19 protein-coding genes and 1 other RNA gene are annotated in these 13,288 nt (G+C 62.5%); 9 read left to right on the top strand and 11 right to left on the bottom strand.

Going from position 1 to position 13,288, the window contains the following annotated elements; translation table 11 throughout:
- Window positions 1-11 precede the first annotated feature (11 nt).
- A complete protein-coding gene (locus FJ419_RS14155) occupies window positions 12-1,814 on the bottom strand; it encodes an ABC transporter transmembrane domain-containing protein (protein ID WP_140693474.1) in 1,803 nt (600 codons plus the stop codon).
- Between the two features lie 206 nt (window positions 1,815-2,020).
- Between FJ419_RS14155 and rpmE the strand changes: the two genes are divergently transcribed.
- A complete protein-coding gene (gene rpmE, locus FJ419_RS14160; RefSeq protein WP_027166741.1) occupies window positions 2,021-2,242 on the top strand; it encodes a 50S ribosomal protein L31 in 222 nt (73 codons plus the stop codon).
- A gap of 77 nt (window positions 2,243-2,319) precedes the next feature.
- Here rpmE and FJ419_RS14165 read toward each other — a convergent pair whose 3' ends face one another.
- A complete protein-coding gene (locus tag FJ419_RS14165) occupies window positions 2,320-2,961 on the bottom strand; it encodes a TetR/AcrR family transcriptional regulator (RefSeq protein WP_140693477.1) in 642 nt (213 codons plus the stop codon).
- A 125-nt stretch (window positions 2,962-3,086) separates the two neighbouring features.
- Here FJ419_RS14165 and FJ419_RS14170 point away from each other — a divergent pair, with 125 nt between their 5' ends.
- The gene (locus tag FJ419_RS14170) at window positions 3,087-3,563 is read left to right on the top strand and encodes a DUF1772 domain-containing protein (protein ID WP_140693480.1); all 477 of its coding nucleotides are present in this window, start codon (window positions 3,087-3,089) and stop codon (window positions 3,561-3,563) included.
- A 59-nt stretch (window positions 3,564-3,622) separates the two neighbouring features.
- Here the strand turns inward: FJ419_RS14170 and FJ419_RS14175 are convergent, their stop codons facing one another.
- The 3 genes from FJ419_RS14175 to FJ419_RS14185 form a co-directional block, all read right to left on the bottom strand.
- Entirely contained in the window at window positions 3,623-3,931 is a 309-nt protein-coding gene (locus tag FJ419_RS14175; RefSeq protein WP_140693482.1) for a SelT/SelW/SelH family protein, read from the bottom strand.
- A gap of 18 nt (window positions 3,932-3,949) precedes the next feature.
- Window positions 3,950-4,699 (bottom strand): YebC/PmpR family DNA-binding transcriptional regulator, encoded by a 750-nt coding sequence (locus tag FJ419_RS14180; RefSeq protein WP_140693485.1) that lies wholly within the window; start codon window positions 4,697-4,699, stop codon window positions 3,950-3,952.
- A 203-nt stretch (window positions 4,700-4,902) separates the two neighbouring features.
- On the bottom strand, window positions 4,903-5,226 hold the full coding sequence (locus tag FJ419_RS14185) for a helix-turn-helix domain-containing protein (protein ID WP_140693488.1): 324 nt from the start codon (window positions 5,224-5,226) through the stop codon (window positions 4,903-4,905).
- A gap of 51 nt (window positions 5,227-5,277) precedes the next feature.
- Between FJ419_RS14185 and FJ419_RS14190 the strand changes: the two genes are divergently transcribed.
- The 4 genes from FJ419_RS14190 to FJ419_RS14205 are packed head-to-tail and all read left to right on the top strand — an operon-like array spanning window position 5,278 to window position 7,069.
- On the top strand, window positions 5,278-5,760 hold the full coding sequence (locus FJ419_RS14190) for an SRPBCC domain-containing protein (protein ID WP_140693491.1): 483 nt from the start codon (window positions 5,278-5,280) through the stop codon (window positions 5,758-5,760).
- A 38-nt stretch (window positions 5,761-5,798) separates the two neighbouring features.
- Entirely contained in the window at window positions 5,799-6,191 is a 393-nt protein-coding gene (locus tag FJ419_RS14195) for a VOC family protein (protein ID WP_140693494.1), read from the top strand.
- Window positions 6,192-6,221: 30 nt separating this feature from the next.
- On the top strand, window positions 6,222-6,584 hold the full coding sequence (locus FJ419_RS14200; protein WP_140693497.1) for a hypothetical protein: 363 nt from the start codon (window positions 6,222-6,224) through the stop codon (window positions 6,582-6,584).
- Between the two features lie 23 nt (window positions 6,585-6,607).
- Window positions 6,608-7,069, top strand: coding sequence for an SRPBCC family protein (locus FJ419_RS14205; protein WP_140693500.1), 462 nt, complete (start codon window positions 6,608-6,610; stop codon window positions 7,067-7,069).
- Window positions 7,070-7,311: 242 nt separating this feature from the next.
- Here FJ419_RS14205 and FJ419_RS14210 read toward each other — a convergent pair whose 3' ends face one another.
- The 6 genes from FJ419_RS14210 to ssrS all read right to left on the bottom strand — a co-directional run bounded on the left by FJ419_RS14210 (window position 7,312) and on the right by ssrS (window position 10,500).
- Window positions 7,312-8,079 carry a TerC family protein gene (locus tag FJ419_RS14210; protein WP_140693503.1) on the bottom strand — a complete coding sequence of 256 codons (768 nt, stop codon included), beginning with the start codon at window positions 8,077-8,079 and terminating at the stop codon, window positions 7,312-7,314.
- 80 nt (window positions 8,080-8,159) lie between these two features.
- A complete protein-coding gene (locus FJ419_RS14215; protein ID WP_140693506.1) occupies window positions 8,160-8,984 on the bottom strand; it encodes a YmdB family metallophosphoesterase in 825 nt (274 codons plus the stop codon).
- Window positions 8,981-9,268 carry a helix-turn-helix domain-containing protein gene (locus tag FJ419_RS14220; protein ID WP_140693509.1) on the bottom strand — a complete coding sequence of 96 codons (288 nt, stop codon included), beginning with the start codon at window positions 9,266-9,268 and terminating at the stop codon, window positions 8,981-8,983. The genes FJ419_RS14215 and FJ419_RS14220 overlap by 4 nt, the downstream gene beginning before the upstream one ends.
- Before the next feature lie 25 nt (window positions 9,269-9,293).
- Window positions 9,294-9,575 (bottom strand): BrnT family toxin, encoded by a 282-nt coding sequence (locus tag FJ419_RS14225; RefSeq protein WP_140693512.1) that lies wholly within the window; start codon window positions 9,573-9,575, stop codon window positions 9,294-9,296.
- Window positions 9,576-9,621: 46 nt separating this feature from the next.
- The gene (locus tag FJ419_RS14230; protein WP_140693515.1) at window positions 9,622-10,203 is read right to left on the bottom strand and encodes a 5-formyltetrahydrofolate cyclo-ligase; all 582 of its coding nucleotides are present in this window, start codon (window positions 10,201-10,203) and stop codon (window positions 9,622-9,624) included.
- A 141-nt stretch (window positions 10,204-10,344) separates the two neighbouring features.
- A non-coding RNA gene (gene ssrS / locus FJ419_RS14235) (6S RNA) lies at window positions 10,345-10,500 on the bottom strand.
- A 161-nt stretch (window positions 10,501-10,661) separates the two neighbouring features.
- Between ssrS and FJ419_RS14240 the strand changes: the two genes are divergently transcribed.
- From FJ419_RS14240 to FJ419_RS14250, 3 genes are all read left to right on the top strand, one after another.
- Complete coding sequence (locus tag FJ419_RS14240) at window positions 10,662-11,504, top strand: MoxR family ATPase (RefSeq protein ID WP_140693518.1); 843 nt, start codon at window positions 10,662-10,664, stop codon at window positions 11,502-11,504.
- A gap of 78 nt (window positions 11,505-11,582) precedes the next feature.
- Window positions 11,583-12,029 (top strand): GNAT family N-acetyltransferase, encoded by a 447-nt coding sequence (locus FJ419_RS14245; protein WP_140693521.1) that lies wholly within the window; start codon window positions 11,583-11,585, stop codon window positions 12,027-12,029.
- Window positions 12,030-12,036: 7 nt separating this feature from the next.
- On the top strand, window positions 12,037-13,227 hold the full coding sequence (locus FJ419_RS14250; RefSeq protein ID WP_140693526.1) for a VWA domain-containing protein: 1,191 nt from the start codon (window positions 12,037-12,039) through the stop codon (window positions 13,225-13,227).
- The last annotated feature ends 61 nt before the right edge of the window (window positions 13,228-13,288 follow it).

The following is a 13,288-nucleotide window of genomic DNA, read 5'->3' on the forward strand; positions in this document are numbered from 1 at the left end:
GTGCGGCGTGCCTACTCCGCCGCGCCCTTGAAGGCGCTGGCTCCGGTCTCGAACTGCAGCTTGGCGAGCCGCGTGTAGATGCCGCCCTTGGCGACCAGGCTCTGATGCGTGCCTTCCTCGACGATGCGCCCGCCGTCCATGACCAGGATGCGGTCGGCCTTGAGCACAGTCGCCAGCCGGTGCGCGATGACGATGGTGGTGCGGCCGCGCATCAGCCGCTCCAGCGCCTTTTGCACCAGCGTCTCGCTGTCGGCGTCGAGCGCCGAGGTCGCTTCGTCGAGCAGCAGGATCGGCGCGTCGCGCAGGATGGCCCGCGCAATCGCGATGCGCTGGCGCTGTCCGCCGGACAGCGTCACGCCACGCTCGCCGACCTGGCTGTCATAGCCCTTGTCGAGTTTTAGAATGAATTCATCGGCAAGCGCATCCTTCGCCGCCGCTTCGATCTCGGCCTCGCTGGCGCCCGGCCGGCCAAAGCTGATGTTGTCGGCAGCGCTCGCCGCAAAGATGGTGACGTCCTGCGGCACGATGGCTATGCGCTCGCGGATGGCGGCGGGGTCGGCCTCGCGCACATCGACGCCGTCGATGACGATGCGCCCGCCCTCGGGATCGTAGAAGCGCAGGATCAGTGAGAAGACGGTGCTTTTTCCTGCGCCCGAAGGCCCGACAATCGCCACTGTCTCGCCAGGCTTCACCTGGAAGCTCAGGCCGTGCACGGCGGCACGGTCCGGGCGTGCCGGATAGGAGAAGGAGACGTCGTCGAAACTGATGGCGCCTTTCGCCTTGGCCGGCAATGGCAAAGGATCGGCGGGTGGCAGGATCGCCGGCGTCTCTGCCAGGATCTCCGTCAGCCGCTCGGCGGCGCCCGCCGCCTGCGACAGCTCGCTCCAGACCTCCGACAGCGCGCCGAGCGCGCCGGCGGCAAACACCGAATAGAGCAGGAACTGGCCGAGCGTGCCCGGCGACAGCGTGCCGGCAAGCACGTCGCGCGAACCGAACCACAGCACCGCGACCACCGAGGAGAAGATCATGAAGATGGCGAAGAAGGTCAGGAACGAGCGTGCGAACACCGAGGCCCGTGCCGCCTCGAATGCGGCGTCGACAGCGTCTGCAAAGCGGCCGGTGACGAGCTTTTCGTTGGTGAAGGCCTGCAGCGTGCGCACCGCGCCGATCTGCTCGCTGGCATAGGCGGTGGCCTCGGCGAGCGTGTCCTGCGCTTGCCGGGACTTGCGCCGCACCGAGCGGCCGAAGGCGACCAGCGGCAGCACGATCACCGGAATGGCTGCAATGACCAGGCCGGAAAGTTTCGGACTGGTGACGACCATCATCGCCACCGCGCCGAGGCCGAGGATGAGATTGCGCAACGCGACCGAGGCGGTTGCGCCGACCGCCGACTTCACCTGCGTGGTGTCGGCGGCAAGCCGCGACACGATCTCGCCGGAATGCGCGCGATCGAAAAACGCCGGCGACAGCGTCGTGACATGCGAAAAGACGTCGCGGCGTATGTCGGCCACGACCCGCTCGCCGAGCGTGATGACGAAATAGTAGCGGCTGGCCGAAGCGGCCGCCAGCAAGGCCGCCATCAGAACCAGCGCCGCGAAATATTCCGCAATGAAGGTGGAGCTAGCGGCCTGGAAACCATGGTCGATCATGCGCCGCACGGCCATCGGCAAGGCAAGCGTCGTCACCGCCGCCACGATCAGCGAGATGACGGCGCCTATTACCAGCTTCCGGTAGCGGGTAACGTACGGAAAGAGGCTGCGGAGCGGCCGGACCGAGCGTCTGCGCTCGCTTGCGCTGCCACCGATTTCCGCCATGAGCGTTTCCTCTGGCCGCTTGGCGGGACCGCGCTTCAATATGCGCCTGCCGCGGCCTTGTGATTCAATTCCGGCTGATGTATAGGCTCGCCGACCGTTTTAGAAGCCGTGGCTTTTCATTAGCTGCGGCTTCGAGTTTTAAAAAGGGGCGCATCGACGCAGGCCTTCAGGCCCGTTGCCAGCGCCGGCAGCCAGGAAACACGACAATGAAGGCCGATATCCATCCCGACTACCACACCATCAAGGTCGTCATGACCGATGGCACCGAATACCAGACCCGTTCGACCTGGGGCAAGGAAGGCGACACGATGAACCTCGACATCGACCCGACCACGCACCCGGCCTGGACCGGCGGCCAGCAGACCCTGCTCGACCGCGGCGGCCGCCTCTCGAAATTCAAGAAGCGCTTCGAAGGTTTCGGCCTCTAAGCCTTCATCCGCTTTGTCGCAGATCAAAACCCGCCTTCGTGGCGGGTTTTTTGTTGCCAGTTCCGGCAAGAAACAACCTACTCGCCCACCAGCTCCCTCAGCGCCATGCGCTTGTAAGCCGCGATCAGCCTGTCGCCCTCGTCCCGCTCGACCGAGATCGCCAGCCGCACTGCGGCCTCACCCATCTGCCAGACGAGAAACGCGGCCGTCTCCAATTCGATCGGATCGGCATCGGGGCGAATCCGCTTCAGCACCGCGAGCAGGAAATCGGCATTGGCGCGGCTGTCGGCGAGCTCCAATTCGCGCAGCGCCTTGTCGGCTTGCGTGCCCGACCAGATGTCGCGCATCACCGGCTCGGCCAGGAACAGCTGGTAGTAGATATCGACCAGCTCCGAAAACGACCTGCGCAGGCCTTCAGCATCGCTGACATCCTCAAGCGCCGCGGAAATGCAGGCCTGGCTTTCGGCCGTGTAGCGCTCGGCCAGCGCCCAGACGATCGCCCGCTTGTCCGGGAAGAACTGGTAGAGCGAGCCGATCGACACGCCGGCCCGTTCCGCCACCTCGCCCATGCGCATAGCATCGCTACCCTGCTCGGCAATCAAGGCCGAGGCGGCGGCAAGCATGCGCTCGACCCGCTCGCGGCTGCGCTGCTGGCTCGGCGACCGGCGCGGCGAAGCGATTGCCGCCTGATCCGGCTTGGCGGTGACTTTTCCGTCCATGGCTCTCTCCAGGCGATTCTCCGAAACCGACTTGACTCACAAAATACGAGGGTTTATCACATTTTGCAAATATGAGGATTACTCGCATTTTGAATCGAGCAAAACCCGGCATTGGAGCAACTGAGATGATGAAACTTCTTCCCACCCTCACCTTTGTCGCCGCGATCGGCTCCGGCGTCGTCGGCGGCGTCTTCTTCGCCTTCTCGAATTTCGTCATGGCAGCACTTGCCCGGCTGCCCGTCCCAAGCGGCATCGCCGCGATGAATTCGATCAACGTGACGGTGATCACGCCGACCTTCATGACGGCGCTGTTCGGCACCGGCCTCATCTGCCTCGTGTTGATTGCCGGCGTTTTCTTCGGCTGGAGCCAGTCCGGCTCCTACTGGCTGCTTGCCGGTGCCGTGATCTATTTCGTCGGCAATCCGATCGTGACCATGGTCTTCAACGTGCCACTCAATGACGCTTTAGCCGCCGTCGATCCTGCCAGCGCCAACGGCGCCGCCGTGTGGGCGAACCATCTGAGCGAGTGGGTAATGTGGAATCACGTCCGCACGGTCACCGCGATCATGGCGATGGCTTGCTTCATCATGGCATTGATCTGAAGACGGCGGCCCGCGAATGCAAAACCCCCGAAGATTGCGTCCAACTCTCGGGGGTCAGTTCAATCAGGCGGGGTCTTACGATCCTTGCGATCGGCGTGGCCGAGATCCCGCTCCGGATCGATGACATCGCGAACCAGCTGCTTGAGCCTTGCCGCGTCCGGAAAACCGCCGTCGCGCTTGCGCTCCCAGATGAGCTGATCGTTGCAGGAAATAGTGAAGATTCCGCCGGTGCCCGGCACCAGCGTCACTTCGCCGAGATCGGTGCCGAAGGTCGAGAGCAGCTCCTGCGCCATCCAGCCGGCTCTGAGCAGCCACTGGCACTGCGTGCAGTAGGTGATGCGGATGACGGGCAGCGGCTTCTCGCTCATGTCGTGTCGTGTGGCCGGTCAGGCCGCGCTGAGCTTGGCCATCGTCTCATCGTCGACCTCGAAATTGGCGTAGACGCTCTGCACGTCGTCATCGTCCTCGAGGGTGGCGACCAGCTTCATCAGCGACTGCGCCCGCTCTTCGTCGACCGGGACGTTGTTTTGCGGCTGCCAGATTGGCTTGACCGATTCCGCCTCGCCGAGCGCCGCCTCGAGCGACTTCGAAACGTCGCCGAGATTCTCGAAGGCGCAATAGACGGTGTGGCCTTCCTCGTCCGAGTCCACGTCGTCGGCACCGGCCTCGATCGCGGCTTCCATCACCTTGTCGGCGCTGCCGGCCGAGGCCGGATAATAGATCTCGCCGACACGGTTCCACATGAACGACACCGAGCCGGTTTCGCCGAGCGCTCCGCCGGCTTTGGTGAAGGCGGCGCGCACATTGGAGGCCGAGCGGTTGCGGTTGTCTGTCAGCACTTCCACGATCAGCGCCACGCCGCCGGGGCCGTAGCCTTCGTAGCGCACCGCCTCGTAGTTCTCGCCGTCGCCCGTGGACGCCTTGTTGATGGCGCGCTGGATGTTATCCTTCGGCATCGACACCGCCTTGGCGTTCTGCACGGCGAGGCGAAGCCTGGGGTTCATCGATACATCGGGCGTCCCGGTCTTGGCGGCGACGGTGATTTCGCGCGCCAGCTTGGAAAACATTTTCGACCGCACCGCGTCCTGGCGACCCTTGCGGTGCATGATGTTCTTGAACTGCGAATGGCCAGCCATGGCACCCCTGTCGTGTTCGGCTAGAGCACCGCGGCGCGAAGCGAGACCGCTCGCCATCCGCAAAATGCTCGAATTCAAATTTTCAGAACGCCCCGGGCATGCCTGCGAAGGCGCGCGGCGCTCTTTGTCGGAATGGCCGGCTTATAGATAAATCGGCTCAATTCGTCCAGACGCACCGTGATGCCAACGCCTAAGAGGGCCGTTCACCCCTCCAGATCGGATTTCAGCCGATCGAGAATGCTGATGGCGTGGCCGGCATACTGGCTGATCCAGCGGTCGTGGATCTGCTTGATCGGCAGTGCATTGAGGTGGTTCCAGCGCTCGCGTCCCTCGCGCCTCGCCACCACCAGATCGGCCTCCTCCAAGACTTTCAGGTGCATCATCACCGTGCAGCGGTCCATATCCGGGAACGCCTCGCACAGCGCGCCGGTGGTCTGCGGCTGATCCTTCAGGCGATCCAGCAATTCACGCCGGCGCGGATGCGCCAAGGCCTTGAAAACATGGTCGCCGCAGGTTTGACTTGACATGTTATATTTCTATAACATATCGTTTCAGGCGGCAAGGAAGGAGCTGTGGATATGTCCCTTGGTTTCAGGATTTCCGGGCGCATCGGCAAACCGGTCGCCGAAGTCTTCGACGCGGTCGTCAATCCGAAAAAGCTCAGCGGCTATTTCACCACCATCGGCGGCGCCTCGGCGCCGCTTGTCGCCGGCACCACCGTCACCTGGTGGAAGGCAGCGCCGGTGGAGGTCGACGAGGTAACGAAGGACAAGCGCATCGTGCTGCGCTGGGACGCGACAGACGCCGACGGCAAGCCCGCCTACAAGACCCGCATCGAGATGAATTTCGAGCCACTGGAGGACGGCGGCACTTTCGTCACCATCGCCGAGTCCGGCTGGCATGAAGGCGAGGCCGGCCTGAAGAAATCCTACCTCAATTGCGAGGGCTGGTCGCAGATGCTGGCCTGCATGAAGGCCTATCTCGAATATGGCATCAATCTGCGCGACGGCTACTACCGCAGCGAGATGAAGGGCGAGCCGGCCAACGAGACCAACATCTAAGCCCGAGGTCCCGATATCCGGCAGGAGGAGGTCGCCCGATGACGAAAGCAACGCCATTCCTGATGTTCGAGGGAAAGGCCGAGGAGGCCATGGCCCTCTATTGCGAGACCATTCCGGAGAGCCGTGTGCTCGACATCACGCGCTACGGCTCGGGCGAGGACGGGGCGGAAGGAACGCTCAAGCTGGCGCGCGCGTTGATCGGCGGCGTCGAGGTCAGGATCTACAACAGCCCCGTCCACCACGCCTTCACCTTCACGCCGTCCTTTTCCTTCTTTGTCGACTGCTCGTCCGAAGAGGAGCTCGAGCGCATCGTCGGCGTTCTCTCCAAGGATGGCGGCTTCCTAATGCCGACCGGCAATTACGGCTTCAGCCAGCGTTTCGCCTGGCTCAACGACCGCTTCGGCGTCTCTTGGCAGATCAACCTGCCGTAACGACATCCAACGCAATCAAGAGGATCGGCAATGGACACCGAGATTACCGGCTGCATCAACATCGCCATGAAGGTGCCCTCGCACCAATACGAGGCAACGATCGCCTTCTATCGCGATGTTGTAGGACTGAAGCCGTTTACGGCCAAGGCGCCGGCGATCGGTTTCGAACTTGGTCCCAATCGCCTCTGGATCGACGAGGCGCCGATGATGAGCCAGGCTGAAATCTGGCTGGAGCTTTTCACACCGGACTTCAAGAGCGCGGCCTCGCATCTTGCCAAGGTCGGGGTCGTGCGCTGCGACGCAATAGAGCCTTTGGGTGAAGGCTTTCGTGGCGGCCGGATCACCAACCCGGCCAACATCATTCACCCGGTGCGTGAGCCGGACGCCTGGTGAATCCTGCCGGAAAGGAGAACCGTATGGAGCTCAGAGAACCTCCCATCGCCGAAACCGCCATGCTGATCCGTCGGCCGGTCGCTGAGGTGTTCGAAGCGATCGTCGATCCGGCGCTCACCACGAAATTCTGGTTTACCCATTCCAGCGGTCGCCTGGATGAGGACAAGCCGGTCGAATGGGAATGGCGCATGTATGGCGTCTCGACCAAGGTCGAGGTGAGCGAGATCGTCCCCAACGAGAAGATCATCATGCGGTGGAGCGATCCGCCGACCACCGTCGTCTGGACATTCACCGAAATGCCGGATGAAGCGACCTTCCTCGAAGTCCGCAATTTCGGCTTCGCCGGTTCCGCCGATGAGCAGGTGAAGCAGGCTGTCGAATCCACCGGCGGCTTCGCGCTGGTGCTTGCCGGCGCCAAGGCATGGCTGGAACAGGGCCTGGCGCTCGGCCTGATCGGCGACCGTCACCCGAAGGGTGTAGAATGAATTCGTCATGCTAGGGCGGAGCAAGGAGCGAAGCGACGCGCGCAGACCCTAGCATCCATGCCGTGACGCCGACGTTCCGCCGCGTCTCAGGATGATGAATACCCCAGGCGTTCGACAGCTGACACTCAGCCGTTACTCAATTCTGCTCCGCTGCATTCTTCGGCGTGGGTAACGGAATGGATTCTAGGGTCTGCGCTCCGCGTCGCGTCGCTCCGCCCTAGAATGACGAAGTTGTGCCAGCCTCAATGCCCCTCGCCCGGCCCCTGCCTCTTACGCCGCCGTGCCAGCATATTCAGGCCCTCGACCAGCGCGGAAAAACCCATGGCGGCGTAGATGTAGCCCTTGGGCACATGGTAGCCCATGCCGTCGGCGATCAGCGTCATGCCGATCATCAACAGGAAGCCCAGCGCCAGCATGACGATAGAGGGGTTCTTGGCGATGAAATTGGCAAGCGGCGTCGCCGCCAGCATCATCGCGCTCACCGCCACGATCACCGCGATATACATGATGGCGATTTCGTCGGTCATGCCGACGGCAGTGATGATGGAATCGATCGAGAAGACGAGGTCGAGCAGGAGGATCTGGAAGATCGCGCCGGCAAGGCTCATCTGCAGCGTACCGCCGACCATCGTGTCCTGATGATCCTGCGGGTCGACCGTGTGATGGATTTCCTTGGTCGCCTTCCAGACCAGGAACAGGCCGCCGGCGATCAGGATCAGGTCGCGCCATGAAAAGCCGTGGCCGAGGGCGGTGAACACCGGCGTCGTCAATTGCACGATGATCGAGATCGTGGCGAGCAGGATCAGGCGCATGATCAGCGCCGCCGAAATGCCCAGCCGGCGGGCGCGGGCGCGCTGCGCCTCCGGCAGCTTGTTGGTCAGGATAGAGATGAAGATCAGATTGTCGATGCCGAGCACGATCTCGAGCACCACCAGCGTCAAAAGCGCGACCCACGCGGTCGGATCGGAAACAAAATCAAAGTGCGGCGCCAGAAATTCGACAAGCTGCATGAAGGTCGTCCCCTCTACGATCTAGAGCAGTTTTCGCAGGTTTCGTCGCCAGTTAGGTATTGATCTCGCTTATATCAATGTCACGACCAGAAGGACGGCGCCGTTTCTTCCAGCCGCGGTCCGCGACGAAACGGCGCGATTCTCTCGGCAAGCCCGGTGCGATCGGAAATATCGACGCCGACGCCGCAGAGCGTCGCGGGTCCTGACGACGCCTCGAAACGGCCCTTCGGTACCTTGGAAAGGAACCGGTTCAGCGGTTCTTCCTTGTCCATGCCGAGCGAGGAATCATAGTCGCCGCACATGCCGGCGTCCGAAATATAGGCGGTGCCGCCATTGAGGATCTGATGGTCGGCGGTCGGCTGGTGCGTATGCGTGCCGACCACCAGGCTGGCGCGTCCGTCGACAAAATGCGCGAAGCACATCTTCTCCGAGGTCGCCTCGGCGTGGAAATCGATGATGGCCGCATCGGCCTGCTCGCCGAGCGGGCAGGCGGCAAGCTCACGCTCGCCGGCCTGGAAAGGGTCGTCGAGCTCGGGATGCATGAAGACGCGCCCCATGATGTTGGCGACCAGCACACGCGCGCCATTGCGGGCAATGTAGACGCCCGAGCCGCGGCCGGGCGTGCCCCTGGGAAAATTGGAGGGACGCAGGAAACGCTCCTCGCGCGGCGCGAAGATCAGCGCATCGCGCTGGTCCCAGACGTGGTTGCCGGTTGTGACGACATCCGCGCCCGCCGCGAGCGTCTCGCGAAAGATCTCCTCGGTGATGCCGAAGCCGCCGGCCGCGTTCTCGCCATTGACGATGACGAAGTCGAGCTTGAAATCGGAAATCAGCCCCGGCAGCTGTTCCCAGACTGCCGTGCGCCCCGTCTTGCCAACCATGTCGCCGAGGAAGAGAAGTCTCATGCGGCGCTACGCGTACCGAGCGCCCGCGACACCGTTTCCGGCTCCTTGGCGATGACCTGCAAATAGGCCTGTGCCGCCTGGTCCGGCTCTGTTCTGCCCTGCTCCCAGTCTCTCAGCGTGCCGAGCGGAATGCGATAGCGAACCGAAAACTCCTCTTGGGTGAGATGCAAGGCCCGACGGATGACTTTGACACGCGCGACACGCGCCATGCCCGGCCGATCCGTGCCAATCGGCGGATTGTCCTTGTCCGCCAGGGCGCCGGCCTCCGCCTCCGCGTCGCTCATGCTACGCAGACGCTCCCAATCGGATTCAGTCCCTGCGTGCTTGGTCATATGCTTTCTGCTCATGGCGCGTCGCCTTTCTGGCGGAGATCAGTCTTATTAGGTCGCCGCGTTCGGTGTAAACCACCGTCAGCACCAATCCATTGACGATTCCGATGCCAATGAAGCGCTCCTCTTCGTAATCCATGGAGCGATCCGAATAATGCAGAGCATGGATGTCGTCGAACAAGCGTTTGGCATCCGCAAATGCCACACCGTGCTTGGCAAGATTGCTCGTCGCCTTCTGGTCGTCCCATTCGAATTCAAGCATGCCAGCCTACTGGAATTCAGTAGTATTTGCCAGGTGGGCGCCCGCGTCAAGTCGCGAACCGGCGCAATCCGCTTTCGGTCAGTATTTCCGGAATGATGACGTCATGGTTCTCATCCGGCACCCGCTCGACTTCCTGGCAGTCGAAGGCGATGCCAATCAGCCTCGGCGTGATGCCCTTATCGGCAAGCCTGGCAATGGCGCGGTCGTAATAGCCGGCGCCGTAGCCGATACGGTGGCCGCGGCCATCGAAGGCGGCGAGCGGCACCAGCATCAGCGTCGGGTCGAGCACTTCCGCCTCTTCATGCGGCCCGACCGTGCCGAATCCCATCTCGACCATCGGCGCGCCGCGCACCAGCTCGCGAAAGACGATCGTGGTCTTGTCGAGGATCGCCGGCAGGCAGAGCCTGGCGCCCTTTTCGCGCAGCGCGAACATCAGCGGCCGCACATCGACCTCCGAGCGCATCGGCCAGAAGCCCGAGACCACCCGGCCAGGCTCGAAGTCGACTTCTTCCTTCGCGGTCTCGGCCATTTCGAGCGCTATCTCGACGCGCCAGAACTCGTCGAGCGCGTCCCGGCGCGCCAACGCCTCCTTGCGAAGCTGTTTTTTCAGGTCTTTGGAAGGTGACATGCGCCGACGCTAGAAAAGGCCAGATTTGGATGGAGATTTAGGAGCGGCGCTTTCTAGCGCAATTCCAGAAAAAGTGCGCCGTGGTTTTCCTGGAATGCGTCAAAACAGAGAGAAGACGATTGTCTCCCGAAAACGGGAGAGCGACGATCCACACAACCGGTGGAGAGGTCGATCCCGGGTGCCTACAAAGTAGGTGGGCGCCGTGTGAGAAAACCCACGGGTCTTCCCAGGGACAGCTCCCTAAGGATCGATAAGGCCCCGGGGATAAGTTTCTCCTGCCGGGAAGCGCAGACCGCCGCCAACAAATATAGGCCGATGATTAGCCGTGCGCCAGAGAAACGGGTCACCATTTGCGCATAATTCGTCTTGCGGACCGTCTCGATGGGAAGCTGTCCGGCAACCGCCCTTGCGCGGCCCGTCCAGCCTCCTTACGGTCCGCCGCACGGACAGGAGAAAAGATGCGTTTCGAAGGCACTGCGGCTTATGTCGCCGACAAGGATCTGATGGTTGCAGTCAACGCCGCGATCGCGCTGGAGCGGCCCTTGCTGGTCAAGGGCGAGCCCGGCACCGGCAAGACCGAGCTTGCCCGCCAGGTTGCGTCGGCACTTGGGCTGGAGTTCATCGAATGGAACGTCAAATCGACCACCAAGGCGCAGCAGGGCCTCTACGAATATGACGCCGTCTCGCGGCTGCGCGACAGCCAGCTCGGCGACGAACGCTTCAACGACATCGCCAACTACATCAAGCGCGGCAAGCTGTGGGATGCGTTCGCTGCGCAAAAGAAGGTCGTGCTTTTGATCGACGAGATCGACAAGGCCGACATCGAATTCCCCAACGACCTCCTGCAGGAGCTCGACCGGATGGAGTTCTTCGTCTACGAGACCGGCGAGACGATCCGCGCCGAGTTCCGGCCTATCGTTATCATCACCTCGAACAACGAGAAGGAACTGCCGGATGCCTTCCTGCGCCGCTGCTTCTTCCACTATATCCGCTTCCCCGACGTCGACACGCTGCACCGGATCGTCGAGGTGCACTACCCCGGCATCAAGCAGAATTTGGTGCAGGCGGCACTGAGCCAGTTCTACGAGATCCGCGATGTGCCGGGCCTGAAGAAGAAACCGTCGACCTCCGAGGCGCTGGACTGGATTCGCCTGCTGGTCGCCGACGACATCGCGCCCGAGGACCTGCGCGCCGATCCCAAGAACATGCTGCCGAAGCTGCATGGCGCGCTGTTGAAGAACGAGCAGGACGTGCACCTGTTCGAGCGTCTGGCCTTCATGGCCAGACGGCAGCAGCAATAGCGCTTTCCCCGGCTGTGGACCGTTGCCGGCAATCGGTCGCTGCCGCAGCTTCGGACCGAAAGCCCTGGAGGAGAAAAGATGTCCGAGATCGCCATTCGCCCGTTCACGCAGTCCGACCACGCCGACTGGCGGCGCCTGTGGACCGCCTACCTCACCTTCTACGAGACCAAGCTGCCGGACGAGGTCTACGACGTCACCTGGAAGCGTTTGTTCACGGCAGGCGAATTCGAGCCGAAAGGTTTCATCGCCACGCTCGACGGCAAAGCGGTTGGGCTGACCCACTACCTCTATCATCGCTCTTGCTGGTCACTGGTCAACAACTGCTACCTGCAGGATCTGTTCGCCGATCCGGAGGTGCGCGGCAAAGGCGTGGGCGCGGCGCTGATCAAAGCGGTGCAGGACGAGGCCGGCAAGATCGGCGTCAAGAACGTCTACTGGATGACGCACGAGACCAATGCCACGGCGCGCCGGCTCTACGACGGCGTGGCGCGGCGGACCGGATTCATCGAGTACGATTTGCTATAAGGGACTGATGTTCATCCCCTTCTTCCTCGAACTGAAAGCCGCGCGGGTTCCTGTTTCGCTCAGGGAATATCTGTCGCTGCTGGAAGGGCTGGGGGCCGGGCTCGTCGACTATGACGTCGAGGCTTTCTATTACCTGGCGCGCACGGCCCTGGTGAAGGACGAGCGTCATATCGACCGTTTCGACCAGGTGTTTGCGCATGTCTTCAAGGGCGTCGAAGCGCTTGGCGGGCCCGACGCCGTCAATGTCGCCAACATCCCGGAAGAATGGCTACGCCGGCTGGCCGAAAAGCACCTGAGCGAGGAGGAAAAGAAGCTGGTCGAAGCGCTTGGCGGTTTCGAGAAGCTGATGGAGACCTTGAAGCAGCGCCTCGAGGAGCAAAAGGGGCGCCACCAGGGCGGCTCGAAATGGATCGGCACCGGCGGCACCTCGCCCTTCGGCGCCTATGGCTACAACCCTGAAGGCGTACGCATCGGCCAGCATGAAAGCCGCCATCGCCGCGCGGTGAAGGTCTGGGACAAGCGCGAATTCAAGAACTTCGACGACACCGTCGAGCTCGGCACCCGCAACATCAAGGTGGCGCTGAAGCGGCTGCGCCGCTGGGTGCGCGAGGGCGCCGAGGAGGAGTTCGACCTGCCAGGCACCATCCACGCCACCGCCGAGCACGGCTATCTCGACGTCAAAACGCGGCCCGAGCGGCGCAATGCCGTGAAGCTCCTGATGTTCTTCGACGTCGGCGGCTCGATGGACGATCATATACGCGGCGTCGAGGAACTGTTCTCGGCCGCGCGCGCCGAGTTCCGCCAGCTCGAATATTTCTACTTCCACAATTGCCTTTACGAGCGCGTCTGGAAGGACAACCGCCGGCGGCTGGCCGAGACGATCCCGACCTTCGATCTCATCCACAAATACGGGCCGGACTACAAGGTGATCGTCGTCGGCGATGCCTCGATGAGCCCTTACGAGATCGCCCATCCGGGCGGCTCGGTCGAGCACTGGAATCCGGAGGCCGGGAGTGTGTGGCTGGCCCGCCTGTTGCAGCAATGGCCGAACGCGATATGGCTCAATCCCGAAGCCGAGAAGAACTGGCGCTACACGCACTCAATCCAGTTGATCGGCGACATCTTCGGCGGCCGCATGTTCCCGCTGACATTGGCCGGGCTTGAAGCTGCGACCAGGCAGTTGTCGCGCAGGCACTAGTTCCCCGACACAGCGATTTTGAGAGGTTGCCGTTGTCTTGGTGCAAGATTTCCGTTCATTT

The organism is Mesorhizobium sp. B2-6-2 (assembly GCF_006440615.1).
Classification (GTDB): Bacteria; Pseudomonadota; Alphaproteobacteria; order Rhizobiales; family Rhizobiaceae; genus Mesorhizobium.